This window comes from Pseudomonas knackmussii B13 (genome assembly GCF_000689415.1).
Lineage (GTDB): Bacteria > Pseudomonadota > Gammaproteobacteria > Pseudomonadales > Pseudomonadaceae > Pseudomonas > Pseudomonas knackmussii.
Window position 1 is genome coordinate 5,663,778 of the sequence record NZ_HG322950.1, and the last position, 16,924, is coordinate 5,680,701.

The following is a 16,924-nucleotide window of genomic DNA, read 5'->3' on the forward strand; positions in this document are numbered from 1 at the left end:
CCTTGTGGGCGCGATGACGGGGGAAGCCCCGCCGGCTATGCAAGTCAGGCGCCATCCGGCACGCGGCACCGTGCTGCGGGTCAGCCTAAACCGGCTTCGCTGCGGTAGACGCGCGCCTCGTCGAGCAGCCAGTCGCGGAAGGCCCGGACACTGGCCGACTCCACCTTGCGCTCGGGAATCATCAGGTAATAGGCGTTCTCGCTCAAATAGGCATGCTGCATGGCGACGATCAATCGCCCCTCGGCCAGCTCGCGCTGGATCAGCATCGGCGGGATCAGCGCCACGCCCATGCCGAGCATCGCCGCCTGGGCGAGCATGGAGAAAAGCTCGTAGCGCGTGCCGTTCATGTCATGCGCCACGCTCATGCCGAGCGAACCGAACCACTGGCGCCACGCGTAGGGCCGAGTGGTCTGCTGCATCAGCGGCAGCTCGGCGATTTCCGCGGCGCTCAGCCCGTTGCGTCCGCCCAGCAGCTCCGGGCTGCACACCGGCAGCGGGTCCTCGTGCATGAGGAAGTGCGAGACGGTGCCTGACCAGGCACCATCGCCGAAATACAGCGCGCAGTCGAAGTCGGTGTCGGCGAAGAGGAACGGCCGTGTGCGGTTGGTCAGGTTGACCGTGATCTCCGGGTGCAGCCCCTTGAAGGTGCGCAGGCGTGGCAGCAGCCATTGGGTGGCGAAGGTTGGCACCACCGCCAGCTCGATGCTGCCGCCGCCTTGCTGGCCCATCACCGCCAGGGCGTCACGCTCCACCGCATCCAGCTGAGCAGCGACGCGGCGGCTGTAGCCCAGGCCCGCCTCGGTGAGCTTGACCCCGCGTCGCGAGCGGCGGAACAGCTCGACACCGAGGAACTCCTCGAGCCCTGCGATCTGCCGGCAGATCGCGCTCTGGGTCAGCGACAGTTCTTCGGCCGCCTTGGTGAAGCTCTCGTGGCGCGCAGCGGACTCGAAGCTGACCAGCGCTGCCGTGGTGGGAATCTTGCGCCGCATCGAATGCCTCTTGGGAATCTCGTAATTCGAATAACCGCTCAAAACCACAAATCAAACGCGCGTTTCACGTGCCTTCGAGCAATCACGGAGTGAGAAATTAGCACAACAGAGTGCGAATTAGTCGGTTGCCGCACCGGTCGGCGGCTGACTAGGATCGGCCGCACTCCGTCCGCCTAAACTGGAGCGGACACCCTGTCACTGCCCCGAGGTAACCCGATGGCCACCAAAGCAAGCTTCAACTGGGAAGACCCGCTGCTGCTGGATCAGCAACTCACCGAAGAAGAGCGCATGGTGCGCGACAGCGCCTACCAGTTCGCCCAGGACAAGCTGGCCCCGCGCGTGCTGGAAGCCTTCCGCCACGAGCAGACCGACCCGGCGATCTTCCGCGAGATGGGCGAAACCGGCCTGCTCGGCGCGACCATCCCCGAACAATACGGTGGCAGCGGCCTGAACTACGTGTGCTACGGCCTGATCGCCCGTGAAGTCGAGCGCATCGACTCCGGCTACCGCTCGATGATGAGCGTGCAGTCCTCCCTGGTGATGGTGCCGATCAACGAATTCGGCAACGAAGCCACCAAGCAGAAATACCTGCCGAAACTGGCCAGCGGCGAATACATCGGCTGCTTCGGCCTGACCGAGCCGGACCACGGCTCCGACCCGGGCTCGATGATCACCCGCGCCAAGAAGGTCGACGGCGGCTACCGCCTGACCGGCGCCAAGATGTGGATCACCAACAGCCCGATCGCCGACGTCTTCGTGGTCTGGGCCAAGGATGACGAAGGCCAGATCCGCGGCTTCGTCCTCGAGAAAGGCTGGGAAGGCCTGTCCGCCCCGGCGATCCACGGCAAGGTCGGCCTGCGCGCGTCCATCACCGGCGAGATCGTGATGAACAACGTGTTCGTCCCGGAAGAGAACGCCTTCCCCGAAGTGCGCGGCCTGCGCGGCCCCTTCACCTGCCTGAACTCGGCACGCTACGGCATCTCCTGGGGCGCCCTGGGTGCCGCCGAAGCCTGCTGGCACACCGCCCGCCAGTACACCCTGGACCGCAAGCAGTTCGGCCGCCCGCTGGCTGCCAACCAGCTGATCCAGAAGAAACTGGCCGACATGCAGACCGAGATCACCCTCGCCCTGCAAGGCTGCCTGCGCCTGGGCCGCATGAAGGACGAAGGCACCGCCGCGGTGGAAATCACTTCCATCATGAAGCGCAACAGCTGCGGCAAGGCCCTGGACATCGCCCGCATGGCCCGCGACATGCTGGGCGGCAACGGCATCTCCGACGAGTTCGGCGTGGCCCGTCACCTGGTCAACCTGGAAGTGGTGAACACCTACGAAGGGACCCACGACGTCCACGCGCTGATCCTCGGCCGCGCACAGACCGGCATCCAGGCCTTCTTCTGATGCCCATTGCCGGCGGCCACACGGCCGCCGGCAGCTTCCCGCCTGTCCTTCGCTGCCAGGAGTCCTCCATGTCCGGCGCCCTCTCGCATATCCGCGTACTCGACCTCTCCCGCGTCCTGGCCGGTCCCTGGGCCGGGCAGATCCTCGCCGACCTCGGCGCCGAAGTGATCAAGATCGAACGTCCCGGCAGCGGCGACGACACCCGCGCCTGGGGCCCGCCCTACCTGAAGGACGCCGAAGGCAGAGACACCACCGAGGCCGCCTACTACCTGTCGGCCAACCGCAACAAGAAATCCGTCACCGTCGACTTCACCCAGCCCGAGGGCCAGCGCCTGGTGCGCGAGATGGCGGCCAAGGCCGACATCGTCCTGGAGAACTTCAAGGTCGGCGGCCTGAAGAGCTACGGCCTGGACTACGAGTCGCTGAAGAAGATCAACCCGAAGCTGATCTACTGCTCGATCACCGGCTTCGGCCAGCACGGCCCCTACGCCAAGCGCGCCGGCTACGACTTCATGATCCAGGGCCTGGGCGGCCTGATGAGCATCACCGGCCGCTCCGACGCCGAGGAAGGCGCAGGCCCGGTGAAGGTCGGCGTGGCGCTGACCGACATCATGACCGGCCTCTACTCGGCCACGGCGATCCTCGCCGCCCTCGCCCACCGCGATGTCAGCGGCATCGGCCAGCACATCGACATGGCCCTGCTCGACGTGCAGGTCGCCTGCCTGGCCAACCAGACCCTGAACTACCTGACCACCGGCATCCCACCGCGTCGACTGGGCAACGCACACCCGAACATCGTGCCCTACCAGGACTTCCCCACCGCCGATGGCGACATGATCCTCACCGTCGGCAACGACGGGCAGTTCCGCAAGTTCTGCGAACTGGCCGGGCACCCGGAATGGGCCGACGACGAACGCTTCGCCAGCAACAAGGCGCGCGTGGCGCATCGCGATGTGCTCATCCCGCTGATCCGCCAGGCCACCGTGATGCGCACCACCGCCGAGTGGATCGCCGTGCTGGAAGAGGCCAGCGTGCCCTGCGGGCCGATCAACGACCTGTCCCAGGTATTCGCCGACCCACAGGTGATCGCCCGCGGCCTGCGCGTCGACCTGCCGCACCCGCTGGCCGGCAGCGTGCCGCAGGTGGCCAGCCCGATCCGCCTGTCGGAGACCCCGGTCGAATACCGCAACGCCCCGCCGACCCTCGGCCAGCACACCGAGCAGATCCTCGAAAGCGTGCTCGGCCTCGACGCCGCCGCCATCGACAAGCTGCGCGCGCAGGGCGTGATCTGAACCCGTCGCCCCGCGCCAGGGTTTTCACGGCCCCTGGCGCGGGCAGCGGCGGGCCCGGCCGTCGCAGCGCAGAAGACGGAAAACCTTTGGCTTGCCGCCGCTCGCCGCTATAATCCGCAGGCTTCAAACGGCCGGCACCGCTCCGGTCGCTCCCGCCACCTGTCCGAGGGGCGCTGCAGCAAGCGAAAGCTTGTCAGGCTCGGACGGGGCGCGTCCCGCTCGGCATCCGCCGCGCGCACTACGCATCAACGGCGCCCATTCGCAGACAACGAATGGAGAGTTACGCATGAGCGCTGTCATGACGCCTGCCGGTTTCACCGACTTCAAAGTCGCCGACATTTCCCTGGCCGCCTGGGGCCGCCGCGAGCTGATCATCGCCGAGTCCGAAATGCCGGCTCTGATGGGCCTGCGCCGCAAGTACGCCGCCAGCCAGCCGCTGAAAGGCGCGAAGATCCTCGGTTGCATCCACATGACCATCCAGACCGGGGTTCTCATCGAGACCCTGACCGCGCTGGGCGCCGAAGTGCGCTGGTCGAGCTGCAACATCTTCTCCACCCAGGACCAGGCCGCTGCCGCCATCGCCGCTGCCGGCATCCCGGTATTCGCCTGGAAAGGCGAGACCGAGCAGGAGTACGAGTGGTGCATCGAGCAGACCATCCTGAAAGATGGCCAGCCGTGGGACGCCAACATGGTGCTGGACGACGGCGGTGACCTGACCGAGATCCTGCACAAGAAATACCCGCAGATGCTCGAGCGCATCCACGGCATCACCGAAGAGACCACCACCGGTGTGCACCGTCTGCTCGACATGCTCAAGGCCGGCACCCTGAAAGTCCCGGCGATCAACGTCAACGACGCGGTCACCAAGAGCAAGAACGACAACAAGTACGGCTGCCGCCACAGCCTGAACGACGCCATCAAGCGCGGCACCGACCACCTGCTGTCCGGCAAGCAGGCCCTGGTGATCGGCTACGGCGACGTGGGCAAGGGCTCGGCCCAGTCCCTGCGTCAGGAAGGCATGATCGTGAAGGTTTCCGAAATCGACCCGATCTGCGCCATGCAGGCCTGCATGGACGGCTTCGAGCTGGTTTCCCCGTACAAGAACGGCATCAATGACGGCACCGAGGCCAGCGTCGACGCCGCGCTGCTGGGCAAGATCGACCTGATCGTCACCACCACCGGCAACGTCAACGTCTGCGACGCCGGCATGCTCAAGGCCCTGAAGAAGCGCGCCGTGGTGTGCAACATCGGTCACTTCGACAACGAGATCGACACCGCCTTCATGCGCAAGAACTGGGCATGGGAAGAGGTCAAGCCGCAGGTGCACAAGATCCACCGCACCGGCGCCGGCGACTTCGATCCGGCCAACGACGACTACCTGATCCTGCTGGCCGAAGGCCGCCTGGTGAACCTGGGCAACGCCACCGGCCACCCGAGCCGCATCATGGACGGCTCCTTCGCCAACCAGGTACTGGCGCAGATCTTCCTGTTCGAGCAGAAGTACGCCGACCTCTCCGCCGAGAAGAAAGCCGAGCGTCTGACCGTCGAAGTACTGCCGAAGAAACTCGACGAAGAAGTGGCCCTGGAAATGGTCAAGGGCTTCGGTGGCGTGGTCACCCGACTGACCCCGAAACAGGCCGAGTACATCGGCGTCACCGTCGAAGGTCCGTTCAAGCCGGATACCTACCGCTACTAAGGCCCGCACGGGAACCGGCGGCGCACTGCGCCGCCGGCTGCCTGTAGCGCGAAGGAAAGTCTATGTCTCAAGAACGCCGCTTCAGCTTCGAGTTCTTCCCCGCCAAGACCGAAGCCGGGCATGAAAAACTGCTGGCCACCGCGCGCCAGCTGGCCGGTTACAAGCCGGACTTCTTCTCCTGCACCTACGGTGCCGGCGGCTCGACCCGCGACCGTACCCTGCAGACCGTGCTGCAACTGGACGGCGAGGTGAAAGTTCCCACCGCACCGCACCTGTCCTGCGTCGGCGACAGCAAGGCCGAGCTGCGCGCCCTGCTGGCCCACTACAAGGACGCCGGCATCCAGCGCATCGTCGCGCTGCGTGGCGACCTGCCGTCGGGCATGGGCATGGCCAGCGGCGAGCTGCGCTACGCCAACGAGTTGGTGGAGTTCATCCGCGCCGAGACCGGCGATCACTTCCACATCGAAGTCGCCGCCTACCCGGAAGTCCACCCGCAGGCCCGCAACTTCGAGAGCGACCTGGCCAACTTCGTGCGCAAGGTGAAAGCCGGCGCCGACAGCGCCATCACCCAGTACTTCTTCAACGCCGACAGCTATTTCCACTTCGTCGAGCGCGCGCAGAAGCTGGGCGTGGAAATCCCGATCGTGCCGGGCATCATGCCGATCACCAACTATTCCAAGCTGGCGCGCTTCTCCGACGCCTGCGGCGCGGAAATCCCGCGCTGGATCCGCAAGCAGCTGGAAGCCTACGGGGATGACATTCCCAGCATCCAGGCCTTCGGCGAGCAGGTGATCACCGAGATGTGCGAACGCCTGCTCGAAGGCGGCGCGCCGGGCCTGCACTTCTATACCCTGAACCAGGCCGAACCCAGCCTGGCACTGTGGAATAACCTGCAGCTGCCGCGCTGAGCCTGACCGGACCGCCGCCCACAAGGCGGCGGTTCGACCTCATGGACGAACGAGGTGGCGCATGGTCGACACGACCCACACCCTGATCTACCTGGTCTACGGCCGGGACAGCTATCACGAAGAGGCGCTGTTCAGCATCGCCAGCGCCTTTGCGCGCTTGCGCGAGACGCCCGGGCAGACGCTCGACGTGCTGGTCGTCACGGACAACAGCGAGCCTTATGCCGGTCTGCCGGTGCGCATTCATCGGCTCGACCCGACCACCCTCGCCCGCTGGCGCGGCCCGCACGACTACCACTTCCGGGCCAAGCACATCGTCCTGCGCGAAGCTCTGGACGAGCGCCCGAGCGCAGTCCTGATTGACACCGATACCTTCTTCCGCGTATCGCCCGTGCAGTTGTTCGAGCGAGTGCGCCAGGGCGCCCTGCTGTGCAACGCCATCGACGGACCGCTGGCCGACACCCCGTCGCCGGTTTACCGGGGGATGATCGAGTACCTGAAAGAGCGCGGGCTCGCCGACGAACGGACGCCGCTAGTCAACTCCGGGGTCATCGGACTGACGCGCGAGGACCGGGAAATCCTCGACCGTTCGTTGGAATTGATGGATGACCTCTATCCAATTGCCCGCGGGGCCTATACTCTTGAACAGTTTGTTCTCGCCCTGGCCGCTTATGGACGGTTGGAACCGATAGGCTGCACCGACCTGCTCCACCACTACTGGAGCCGCAAGCAGCTGTTCCGCGCGAAGATCCAGGCCTGGCTGAGCAAGCACCGAACGTCCCTTCTCAGCACGCCGGCCCTCGATGACACCTTGCTGGTGACCGATCGCCTGCCACGTCCACCACGTGCCTCGCGCCTGTTGTACAAGCTGAGAACCCTGTCGCTGCCGGCATCGATGCGCCAGTTCAGCCTGGAGCTGTTCTACGGTTGCCATCACTACGACAACGAGTTCGACCGGGCCTGCGGCCCCGTCTGGTGGGAAAAAGCCGCGACCAATGCCATCGAGCGCCACCCGGACCAGGCGGTGGAAGAACAGCTCGGTGACTGGCTGAATCACAAGGTGTTGCGCGCACTCCTCGGCCCTAGGCTCGAGGATATTCGTCAGCACCTACGCCAGCAGGACCTGCTCTGAACGGCAGCCCTCCTCTGGCAGCGCCTTCCCCCCGGGGCCGGGCGCACCCCCTGGCCGCCAGCTTCGCCGGCGGCCCCCGGTGGAGCCCACATGGGCACCTGCTAGTAGACCGGCGCAGCGCCAACGGGCAGCGCGCCGGCCGCCCCCTCCTTTCCGACGCGGGAACGAGGGCACAGAGGAGTTCTACGAACTTGGTGATTTCACATTCGCTGGCCTGCGGCCAGCTCATATAGGAATACCCGCATGTCCTTTTCCTCCCTCGGTCTGTCCGAGGCGCTGTCCCGCGCAGTAGAGGCTGCGGGCTATAGCCAACCCACTCCGGTCCAGCAACGCGCCATCCCCGCCGTGCTGCAGGGCCGTGACCTGATGGTCGCGGCGCAGACCGGTACCGGCAAGACCGGTGGTTTCGCCCTGCCGGTGCTCGAGCGCCTGTTCCCCGAAGGCCACCCCGACCGCGAACACCGCCACGGCCCGCGCCAGGCGCGCGTCCTGGTGCTGACGCCGACCCGCGAACTGGCCGCCCAGGTGCATGACAGCTTCAAGGTCTATGCCCGCGACCTGCCCATGAAGAGCGCCTGCATCTTCGGCGGCGTCGGCATGAATCCCCAGGTCCAGGCCATGTCCAAGGGCGTCGACATCCTGGTCGCCTGCCCCGGCCGCCTGCTCGACCTCATCGGCCAGGGCAGCGTGGACCTCTCCCGCGTGGAGATCCTGGTCCTCGACGAAGCCGACCGCATGCTCGACATGGGCTTCATCCACGATGTGAAGAAGGTTCTCGCCAAGCTGCCGCCCAAGCGTCAGAACCTGCTGTTCTCGGCGACCTTCTCCCGCGACATCACCGACCTCGCCAACAAGCTCCTGCATAACCCGGAGCGCATCGAGGTCACCCCGCCGAACACCACCGTCGAGCGTATCGAGCAACGCGTGTTCCGCATCTCCGCACCGCAGAAGCGCGCCTTGCTCGCGCACCTGGTGACTGTAGGTGCCTGGGAACAGGTGCTGGTCTTCACCCGCACCAAGCACGGCGCCAACCGCCTCGCCGAATACCTGACCAAGCACGGTCTGCCGGCTGCCGCGATCCACGGCAACAAGAGCCAGAACGCGCGCACCAAGGCCCTGGCCGACTTCAAGGCCAACGACGTGCGCATCCTGGTCGCCACCGACATCGCCGCCCGCGGCCTGGACATCGACCAGTTGCCCCACGTGGTCAACTACGAGCTGCCCAACGTCGAGGAAGACTACGTCCACCGCATCGGCCGTACCGGCCGTGCCGGGCGTAGCGGCGAAGCCATCTCGCTGGTCGCCCCGGACGAGGAAAAGCTGCTCAAGGCCATCGAGCGCCTGACCAAGCAGCAGATCCCCACCGGCGACATGCAGGGCTTCGACCCCAATGCCGCACTGCCGGAAGTCGCCCAGCCCGAGCCGCGCGAGCAGCCCCAGCGCCAGCCGCGCAAGGACAAGGCCAAGCGCAGCGAGCGTAGCGAGCGCAAACCGAAAGAACAGCAGCAGGCCCAGCCCGCCGCCGCCGAAGGCGCGCCTGTAGAAGATGAAGCAGCCCAGGGCGACAAGCCGGCCGGCAAGCGCCGTCGTCGTGGCGGCCGCGGCAAGAACAAGGGCGAAGGCCAGGGCCAGCCGCAAGGCGAGCAACAGGCCCAGCGCGGCGACAACCAGCCTCGGCAGCCGCGCCAACCGAAAGCCCCGCGCCCGCAGCAGGCAAATTCCGCGGATCGCGACCCCGAGGAATTCCTCGACGACGATTTCGACAACTTCGGCAACCGCGCCGACTACGTCAGCCCTTACCCGGACAAGGACCAGCAGCGCGGCCAACGCCGTCGTGGCGGCCAGGGCCAGCAAGGCCAGGGTCAAGGTCAGGGCCAGCCCAAGCAGGGCCAGCAGCGCGCCCGCGGGCAAGGTCAAGGCCAGGCTCAGGGCCAAGGTCAAGGTCAAGGTCAAGGTCAGGGCAAGCAGGGTCAGAAAGGCGCCGGCCAGGGTGGTCGTGGCAAGAACGCCAACGGTCAGCAACGCGGTGGCCAGGGTGGCCAAGGCGGCAACGCTCAGGGCAAGCAACGCGCCGCACGCAACAAGCGTGGTGGCAAGGGCGCGCCCTCGCTGATGAGCGACGCGCCGCTGCGCGAGCCTAGCGAATACGGCGCGGCCAAACCGACCCGCCAGCCGGTGGTGATCAACAAGCGCGACCTGGTGAAGGGCGACCGCTTCCCCACCGCCGAGCAACTGGAAGAGCTGGAACCGCGCCGCAAGGGCGAACGCCCGGCGCTGCTGACGCGCAATCGCTGATCGACGCTGCATGAGAAACCGCCCTTAGGGGCGGTTTTTTCTTGCCTGCCTGATTGCCGGCAATGCGCTTTAGAAGCGAGCTTGCTCGCGAATCGGTGCGAGGGTTCGCGAGCAAGCTCGCACCTACGGAAAGCAAAAACGAAAAAGCCGCCCGAAGGCGGCTTTCTTTTGTCGATCGCTCAGAGCACCTGACGCAGGAAGCTCTGTGCGCGCGGGTCGCTCGGCTGTTCGAAGAACTGCGCCGGCGACGCATCTTCCAGCAGCTTGCCATGGTCGAAGAACAGCACGCGATCGGCCACTTCGCGGGCGAAGCCCATCTCGTGGGTCACGCAGACCATGGTCATGCCTTCCACCGCTAGCGCCTTCATCACGTCCAGCACCTCGCCGACCATTTCCGGGTCGAGCGCCGAGGTCGGCTCGTCGAACAGCATCACTTTCGGTTCCATGCACAGTGCGCGGGCAATGGCCACGCGCTGCTGCTGCCCGCCGGAGAGGCGCGACGGATACTCGTTGGCCTTTTGCTCGATGCCGACCTTGGCCAGCAACGCCCGGGCCTTTTCCTCGCGCTCCTTCTTGCCGCGCTTGCGCACGACCTTCTGCGCCAGGCAGAGGTTCTCCAGCACCGTCATGTGCGGGAACAGGTTGAAGTGCTGGAACACCATGCCGACTTCGCGGCGGTAGGCGTTGATGTCGGTCTTCGGGTTGGCGAGGTCGACGCCGTCGATGCTCACCGAGCCGGAGTCGAACTCCTCCAGGCCGTTGAGGCAGCGCAGGAAGGTGGACTTGCCCGAGCCGGACGGCCCGATCACCACCACCACCTCGCCCTTTTCCACGCGGGTGGTCACGTCGTCCACCGCGCGCACCACATGGCCGCGGGTGTCGAACACCTTGGTCAGGTTGCGGACTTCAATCACTTTGTCCGAGCCTCCGTTCCAGCCGGCTCGCCAGGTGCGACAGCGGCAGGTTGATGACGAGGTAGAGGGCGGCCACGCAGAACCAGATCTCGAAGGTCGAGAACGAAGTGGTGATCGCCTCGCGGCCGCTCTTGGTCAGTTCGGTGATGGCGATCACCGACACCAGCGAGGTGTCCTTGACCAGGCTGATGAACTGCCCGGCCAGCGGCGGCAGCACACGCTTGAAGGCCTGCGGCAGGATCACGTGGCGCATGGCTTGAGGCGCACTGAGGCCGAGCGAACGCGCCGCCTCGTTCTGCCCGCGGGCGATGGACTGCACGCCGGCACGGACGATCTCGGCCACGTAGGCGCCGGTGAACAGCGCCAGCGCCGCCACCCCGGCGAACTCGCGGGACAGGTTGAGCACGGTGCCGATGAAGAAATAGAAGATGAAGATCTGCACCAGCAGCGGCGTGCCGCGCACCAGCTCGACGTAGAGGGTCGACAGGTCGTGCAGTGTCGGGTTCTTCGACAACCGGCAGAGCCCGGCGAACAGCCCGATGAACAGGCCGATGGCGCCGGACACGACGGAAATCCACAGCGTCGTCCACAGACCCCAGAGCAGCGGGCCGGCGGTCCAGTGGCGCTGCACGCCGACCACGTCGCCTTCGTCGACATCATCGTTCTCGGAGAACTGCAGGCTGTCGCTGGCCACGCTCAGCAGTTGCTGCTTGCCATCCTCGGCGACCAGGGTGACGTGAGCGCTGCGGCCGCCCTGTTCGATCTTCTCCACCCGCGACACGCTCTCGGCGCGCTGCGCGTCCTCGGCCTGGAAGGCGAAGTACTGCGGGACGCGGTTCCAGCGCCACTCGTAGGAGATCAGCGAGGTGGAATACCAGAGGCCGACGCCGATCAGCAGGAGGATCAGCGCGGTCAGCCCGTGCCAGGGCCAGGTGGGGCGTTTCGTTCTAGACACGAATCTCTACCGTGAAAATGCGAACGCGCAGGCCGGGGCCTGCGCGTCGGGGCGACACATTCGGGACGTGGATTATTCCATGTCCTTCAGCCAATCGGTGCTCTTGAACCACTTGTCGTGCAGGCGATCGTAGGTGCCGTCTTCGTGGATCTGCTTGAGGAAGTTGTTGATGAAGTTGATCGAGTCGTAGTCGCCCTTCTTCAGGCCGAAGGCCAGCGGCTCGTAGGTGAACGGCTGGTCGAGGAACACCAGCTTGCCGGCGCCGAACTTGCCGACCGCGACCACGTTGTAAGGCGAGTCGTAGATGAAGGCGTCGGCCTTGCCGTTGACCACGTCCATGACCGCCTCGGGCTCGTTGTCGAAACCGTGGTACTGGGCCTTGGCGATCTGCTTCTTGGCGACGAACTCGCCGGTGGTGCCGACCTTGGAGGTGATGCGGTACTTCGGATCGTTCAGGTCCTTGTAGGACTTGATGGTGCCTTCCAGCTCCTTGCGGATCAGCAGGGTCTGGCCGACCACCGCGAAGGGTTCGGTGAAGTTGATGCGCAGGTTGCGCTCCTGGGTCAGCGTCAGGCCCGAGCCGATCATGTCGAACTTGTCGGTCAGCAGCGCCGGGATGATGCCGTCGAGGCCCGTGGAGACCAGTTCCAGCTTGACGCCCATGGACTTGGCCATGGCCTTGAGGATGTCGACTTCGAAGCCGACGATCTGGCCGCGCTTGTTGGTCATCTCGAAGGGCATGTAGGTCGGGTCCATGCCGACGCGCAGTGTGCCGCGCTTGGCCGCCTCGTCGATCGCGCCGGCTTGTGCCGCGCCCACGCCGACCAGGGCGCAGACGCCCATCAGCAGCGATGCCAGATACTTCTTCATTCCCCGAACTCCTAGGCAGTCGAAAAGGTGCGTGCGCCCAATCGCCGAGCGAGGTGGCGTCCTGGGACGCGCGATGGCCGCTGCAGGCGCACGAAAGGGCGCGCATGGTACCAGAGGACGGCGGCGAGGAGGCTTTTCAGGTTGTTGCGAAGGTTGGCAGCGGCCCCGCATCGGGGAGAACCGGCTGCCGTGCCGCACCCCGCCGAGCGACGGGGTGCGGCAGGCGGGTCAGGCGGTGGGCAGGGTCGCGCCGCCGCCGGCCTCGGTCGCTGCCAGGGGCAGCGCCGGCGAATGCTGGTCGGCCTGCAGCGACTTGCGCCACACGCCCAGCCAGTTGTCGTGACCGCCCTTCCAGACCTGCAGGTGCAGGCGCGACAGCGCAACCGGATCGCTGAGCAGGGCCAGGCGAGCCTCGCCAACCGTCTTCTCCGGCCCTACTTCCAGCGCTTCACGCACACGGCGCTCGCGCATCGCCTCGATGGCCGGGGACTGCGCGTGGCGCGCGGTACCCATGGCGCAGGCCAGGGCGTTGAGCAGCGGGTCAGTGACGCTGCGCACGAAGCCGTCCTTCAGCGCCTGCCAGCGGTTCTGATAGGTGTATTCGTCGGTGGAACGCAGCTCGCGCGGGGTGTCGTATTCCTCGGGGATGAGGAACAGCTTCTCGTCACGCGAACGCAGGCCGAGGTTGACCCGGCTGGTGATCACCGACACCGGGATCGACAGCATCAGCGAACCGACGATGGGCGACAGCCACCACAGGAAGCGCGGGTTCAGCCACACGACCAGCAGCGCCCAGCACAGGCCCAGCAGGGTCTGCATGCCGTGCCGGCGCAGCGCTTCGCTCCACGGAGTGGCGTCGTCGTCACGCTGCGGCGACTTCCACTGCGCTTCCCAGCCGAGGAACGCGGCGAGCACGAAGCGGGTGTGGAAGAGCATGCGCACCGGCGCCAGCAGCACCGAGAAGAGCATTTCCAGAAGCATGCTCAGGGTGACTTTGATCACCCCACCGAAGGCCTTGGCGCCCTTTGCCCAGATCAGCATGACGCTGAGCAGCTTGGGGAGGAACAGCAGGGTCAGGGTGGTGGAGAACAGCGCGATGGCCTTTTCCGGATGCCACTGCGGCCAGATCGGGAACAGCTGGCGCGGCTCCAGGAAGTACTGCGGCTCCATCAACTGGTGTACCGCCAGCAACGCTGTAGACAGCACCAGGAAGAAGAACCACAGCGGCGCCGACAGGTAGGACATCACACCGGTGAGGAACACCGCACGGTGTACCGGGTGCATGCCCTTGACCAGGAACAGGCGGAAGTTCATCAGGTTGCCGTGGCACCAGCGACGGTCGCGCTTGAGCTCGTCGAGCAGGTTCGGCGGCAGTTCCTCGTAGCTTCCTTCCAGGTCGTAGGCGATCCACACACCCCAGCCGGCACGGCGCATCAGCGCGGCTTCGACGAAGTCGTGGGAAAGAATGGCCCCGGAGAAGGAACCCTTGCCGGGCAACGGCGCCAGGGCGCAGTGCTCGATGAAGGGCTTCATGCGGATGATTGCGTTGTGCCCCCAGTAGTGCGACTCACCGAGCTGCCAGAAGTGCAGGCCGGCGGTGAACAGCGGGCCATAGACACGAGTGGCGAATTGCTGCATGCGCGCATACAGGGTGTCCATGCCCGACGCCTTGGGCGCGGTCTGGATGATCCCGGCTTCCGGGTTGGCTTCCATCAGCCGCACCAGTTTGGCCAGGCAGTCGCCGCTCATCACGCTGTCGGCGTCCATCACCACCATGTACTTGTACTGGCTGCCCCAACGACGGCAGAAGTCGTCGATGTTGCCGCTCTTGCGCTTCACCCGGCGGCGACGGCGGCGGTAGAACAGCTTGCCGAAGCCCTTGGTCTCCTGGCACAGCTCGATCCACGCCTGCTGTTCGGCGACGGCGATATCGGCCTGGTAGGTGTCGCTGAGCACGAAGAAGTCGAAATTCGCCAGCTCGCCGCTCGCGGCTACCGACTCGAAGGTCGCCCGCAGACCCGCAAAGACGCGCGGTACGTCCTCGTTGCAGATCGGCATGACGATGGCGCAGCGCGCATCGGCGGCGATCGGCTCGGTGCCGGCACTGCTGCCGGAGATGCGATAGCGGTCATGACCGCTGAGCAGCTCCCAGAAGCCCATCAGCGCGGTCCAGAAACCGGCCGAGACCCAGCAGAAGAGGATGGCGAAGAGCAGCAGCACGCCGAACTGGATCAGATACGGCAGCACCTGCTCCGCGGTCTGCAGGAAGGTCTGGCGATTGATCTCCTCGAGGTCGATCAGCGCCCAACCCTGGTAGGGCAGGATGCCCTTCATGTAGTAGGTGGCGATGCTGGTCTGGCCGAGCATCAGCAGCAGCAGGATCATCCGACGCAGCGAGCCAACCCTCTGCCAGCGCGCCTTGGGCAGGTCGCGAGCCGGTTTGGACGGGTTGCTGCGGCCTGTCAGGCGACGCCAGCCACGCATCAGCGGATTGGTCCGCCAGGGCTCGGGAAGCACCTTGGTGCGCTGGATCGGCGGCGCGGCCTTGAGGTAGGCGCGGCCGTTGTCGTCCATGCCGAGCATCTCGCCGTCGTCCGGCGTAGGGCCATAGCCAAGCTGCAGTCGCGGGCCGATGGACGCCAGCGCGGCGTCCCCGGCAGCAGCCGGCGCCTGGGCGGCTTGTGCCGCCAGGCGCTGGTGCAGGTCTTCGAAGGAGCCGCTGCCGGCCAGTTCCTCGCGCGCCTGCTCAGAAAGCGGCAGGTGCTCGAGGTACTCGGCCAGCGGGGCCTTGGTAGAGGTCGGGTTATTCATCGGCGGGCAGCTGGTAGCTCCAGGTTTCGGACAGGGTCTGTCCATCTTTGACCAGCGCGGCACGCATCTCCGTCGGCTTCTTCGGATCTTTCACCTTGATCCGCAGAGTCAGTCGCCAACCCTGGGTCACCGGGTTGTAACGCAGGGCGTTTTCCTTGACCTCGGCGTTGCTGTCGGTGCTCACCTGGGTGGTGACCGACGCATCCGGCGGCAGGACCTTCAGGTTCGCACCCTCGAAGTCCACCACCAGGGCGGTGCTGCCGTCGGGCTGGCGAATCAGGTTGGCCTGCTTCACATCACCCACGGAGCGCATGGTCTGCTTGACCTGGGCGATCTTCTGCGAATGCAGGGCATCCTCGTCCATGGTCCAGTGCAGGCGGTAGGAGAAGTCCATCGACTGGCCCGGCTCCGGGCGCTTCTCCGGGTTGAAGAAGGCGACGATGTTGTCGTTGGTCTCGTCCGGGGTCGGAATCTCGACCAGCTCGATGCTGCCCTTGCCCCACTCGCCGCGCGGTTCGATCCAGGCGCTCGGGCGCAGGTCGTAGCGATCGTCGAGGTCTTCATAACGGCTGAACTCGCGACCGCGCTGGAGCAGACCGAAGCCTTTCGGGTTCTCCACGCTGTAGCTGCTCACCGCCAGGTGTTTCGGGTTGTTCAGCGGGCGCCAGATCCACTCGTCGTTGCCGGCGAGGATCTGCAGGCCGGCGGAGTCATGCAGCTCCGGACGGTAGTTGTGCTGCGCCGAAGGCTGGTTGGAGCCGAACAGGTACATGCTGGTCAGCGGCGCGATGCCGAGCTTGCTGACCTTGTCGCGCAGGAAGACCTTGGCCTGGACATCGACCACGGTGTCCTTGCCCGGACGGATGATCAGGCGATAGGCGCCGGTCGCACGCGGCGAATCCAGCAGGGCGAAGATCACCAGGTGCTTGTCCTGGGGCTTCGGACGCTCGATCCAGAATTCGCGGAAGCGCGGGAACTCTTCGCCGGACGGCAGCGCGGTGTCCAGCGCCAGGCCGCGGGCAGACAGACCGTAGGCCTGACCCTTGCCGACGACGCGGAAGTAGCTCGCGCCGAGGAAGGTCGCGATCTCGTCGAGCTTGTCGGCCTTGTTGATCGGGTAGAGCACGCGGAAGCCGGCGTAGCCGAGATCCTTGGTGGCATTGGCATCGAACTGCAGCGAACCGAAGTCGAAACGCGAAGGATCGTATTTGATCTCACTGACGCCAGTGGCCGTCACTTCATTGATCTTCACCGGGGTGTCGAAGTGCATGCCCTGGTGATAGAAGCTCAGCTTGAACGGCGTCTTCTGGTCGGACCAGTAGGCCTTCTCGGTGCGGAAGCGAATCTGCTGGTAATCGGCGAACTTCATTTCGCTGAAGACCTTCGGCAGGTTGCTGGTCGGCGCGCTGTACTTCTCGCCGGCGAGCGTCTTCGCCTGAGCGGCGACGTCATCGATGTTGAAGGCCCAGGCCTGGCTGGCGCCCATGGCCAGAATGGCCGAGCCGACCAGCATGAGGTCGCGCAGGAAATTACGGGATGCGGGTTGCTGAACGGAACGGAAAATCACGAGTCCCCCTCGTCCGTGAACTTACATAAACCAAAGCCGGCCTGGACGATGCCAAGTGCCGGCGATTGAGATACGACCCCGGTGAGCCCGGATGATTCCC

Annotated in this window: 12 protein-coding genes and 1 riboswitch; of the genes, 6 read left to right on the top strand and 6 right to left on the bottom strand. The window is 65.7% G+C overall.

Features of this window, described 5'->3' with window-relative positions:
• Positions 1-80: 80 nt before the first annotated feature.
• Positions 81-989, bottom strand: a complete 909-nt coding sequence (locus tag PKB_RS26470; protein ID WP_043255974.1) for a LysR family transcriptional regulator — start codon at positions 987-989, stop codon at positions 81-83.
• A 216-nt stretch (positions 990-1,205) separates the two neighbouring features.
• Between PKB_RS26470 and PKB_RS26475 the strand changes: the two genes are divergently transcribed.
• From PKB_RS26475 to PKB_RS29770, 6 genes are all read left to right on the top strand, one after another.
• Positions 1,206-2,387, top strand: a complete 1,182-nt coding sequence (locus PKB_RS26475) for an acyl-CoA dehydrogenase (protein WP_043255976.1) — start codon at positions 1,206-1,208, stop codon at positions 2,385-2,387.
• Between the two features lie 68 nt (positions 2,388-2,455).
• Complete coding sequence (locus PKB_RS26480) at positions 2,456-3,679, top strand: CaiB/BaiF CoA transferase family protein (RefSeq protein ID WP_043255978.1); 1,224 nt, start codon at positions 2,456-2,458, stop codon at positions 3,677-3,679.
• Between the two features lie 159 nt (positions 3,680-3,838).
• A riboswitch (S-adenosyl-L-homocysteine riboswitch) is annotated at positions 3,839-3,943 on the top strand.
• Positions 3,944-3,965: 22 nt separating this feature from the next.
• Complete coding sequence (gene ahcY, locus PKB_RS26485; RefSeq protein ID WP_043255980.1) at positions 3,966-5,375, top strand: adenosylhomocysteinase; 1,410 nt, start codon at positions 3,966-3,968, stop codon at positions 5,373-5,375.
• Between the two features lie 62 nt (positions 5,376-5,437).
• A complete protein-coding gene (metF, locus tag PKB_RS26490; RefSeq protein ID WP_043255981.1) occupies positions 5,438-6,283 on the top strand; it encodes a methylenetetrahydrofolate reductase [NAD(P)H] in 846 nt (281 codons plus the stop codon).
• A gap of 61 nt (positions 6,284-6,344) precedes the next feature.
• Positions 6,345-7,412 carry a hypothetical protein gene (locus tag PKB_RS26495; protein WP_043255983.1) on the top strand — a complete coding sequence of 356 codons (1,068 nt, stop codon included), beginning with the start codon at positions 6,345-6,347 and terminating at the stop codon, positions 7,410-7,412.
• 243 nt (positions 7,413-7,655) lie between these two features.
• Complete coding sequence (locus tag PKB_RS29770) at positions 7,656-9,707, top strand: RNA helicase RhlE2 (RefSeq protein ID WP_043255984.1); 2,052 nt, start codon at positions 7,656-7,658, stop codon at positions 9,705-9,707.
• 179 nt (positions 9,708-9,886) lie between these two features.
• Here the strand turns inward: PKB_RS29770 and PKB_RS26505 are convergent, their stop codons facing one another.
• From PKB_RS26505 to PKB_RS26525, 5 genes are all read right to left on the bottom strand, one after another.
• The gene (locus PKB_RS26505; protein ID WP_043255986.1) at positions 9,887-10,621 is read right to left on the bottom strand and encodes an amino acid ABC transporter ATP-binding protein; all 735 of its coding nucleotides are present in this window, start codon (positions 10,619-10,621) and stop codon (positions 9,887-9,889) included.
• Entirely contained in the window at positions 10,614-11,576 is a 963-nt protein-coding gene (locus PKB_RS26510) for an amino acid ABC transporter permease (protein WP_043255988.1), read from the bottom strand. The genes PKB_RS26505 and PKB_RS26510 overlap by 8 nt, the downstream gene beginning before the upstream one ends.
• Positions 11,577-11,648: 72 nt before the next feature.
• Positions 11,649-12,446 (bottom strand): transporter substrate-binding domain-containing protein, encoded by a 798-nt coding sequence (locus PKB_RS26515; RefSeq protein WP_043255990.1) that lies wholly within the window; start codon positions 12,444-12,446, stop codon positions 11,649-11,651.
• 228 nt (positions 12,447-12,674) lie between these two features.
• A complete protein-coding gene (gene mdoH, locus PKB_RS26520; protein WP_043255992.1) occupies positions 12,675-15,257 on the bottom strand; it encodes a glucans biosynthesis glucosyltransferase MdoH in 2,583 nt (860 codons plus the stop codon).
• On the bottom strand, positions 15,250-16,824 hold the full coding sequence (locus tag PKB_RS26525) for a glucan biosynthesis protein G (protein ID WP_156958086.1): 1,575 nt from the start codon (positions 16,822-16,824) through the stop codon (positions 15,250-15,252). Before PKB_RS26525 ends, mdoH begins: the two co-directional genes overlap by 8 nt.
• Between the last annotated feature and the right edge of the window lie 100 nt (positions 16,825-16,924).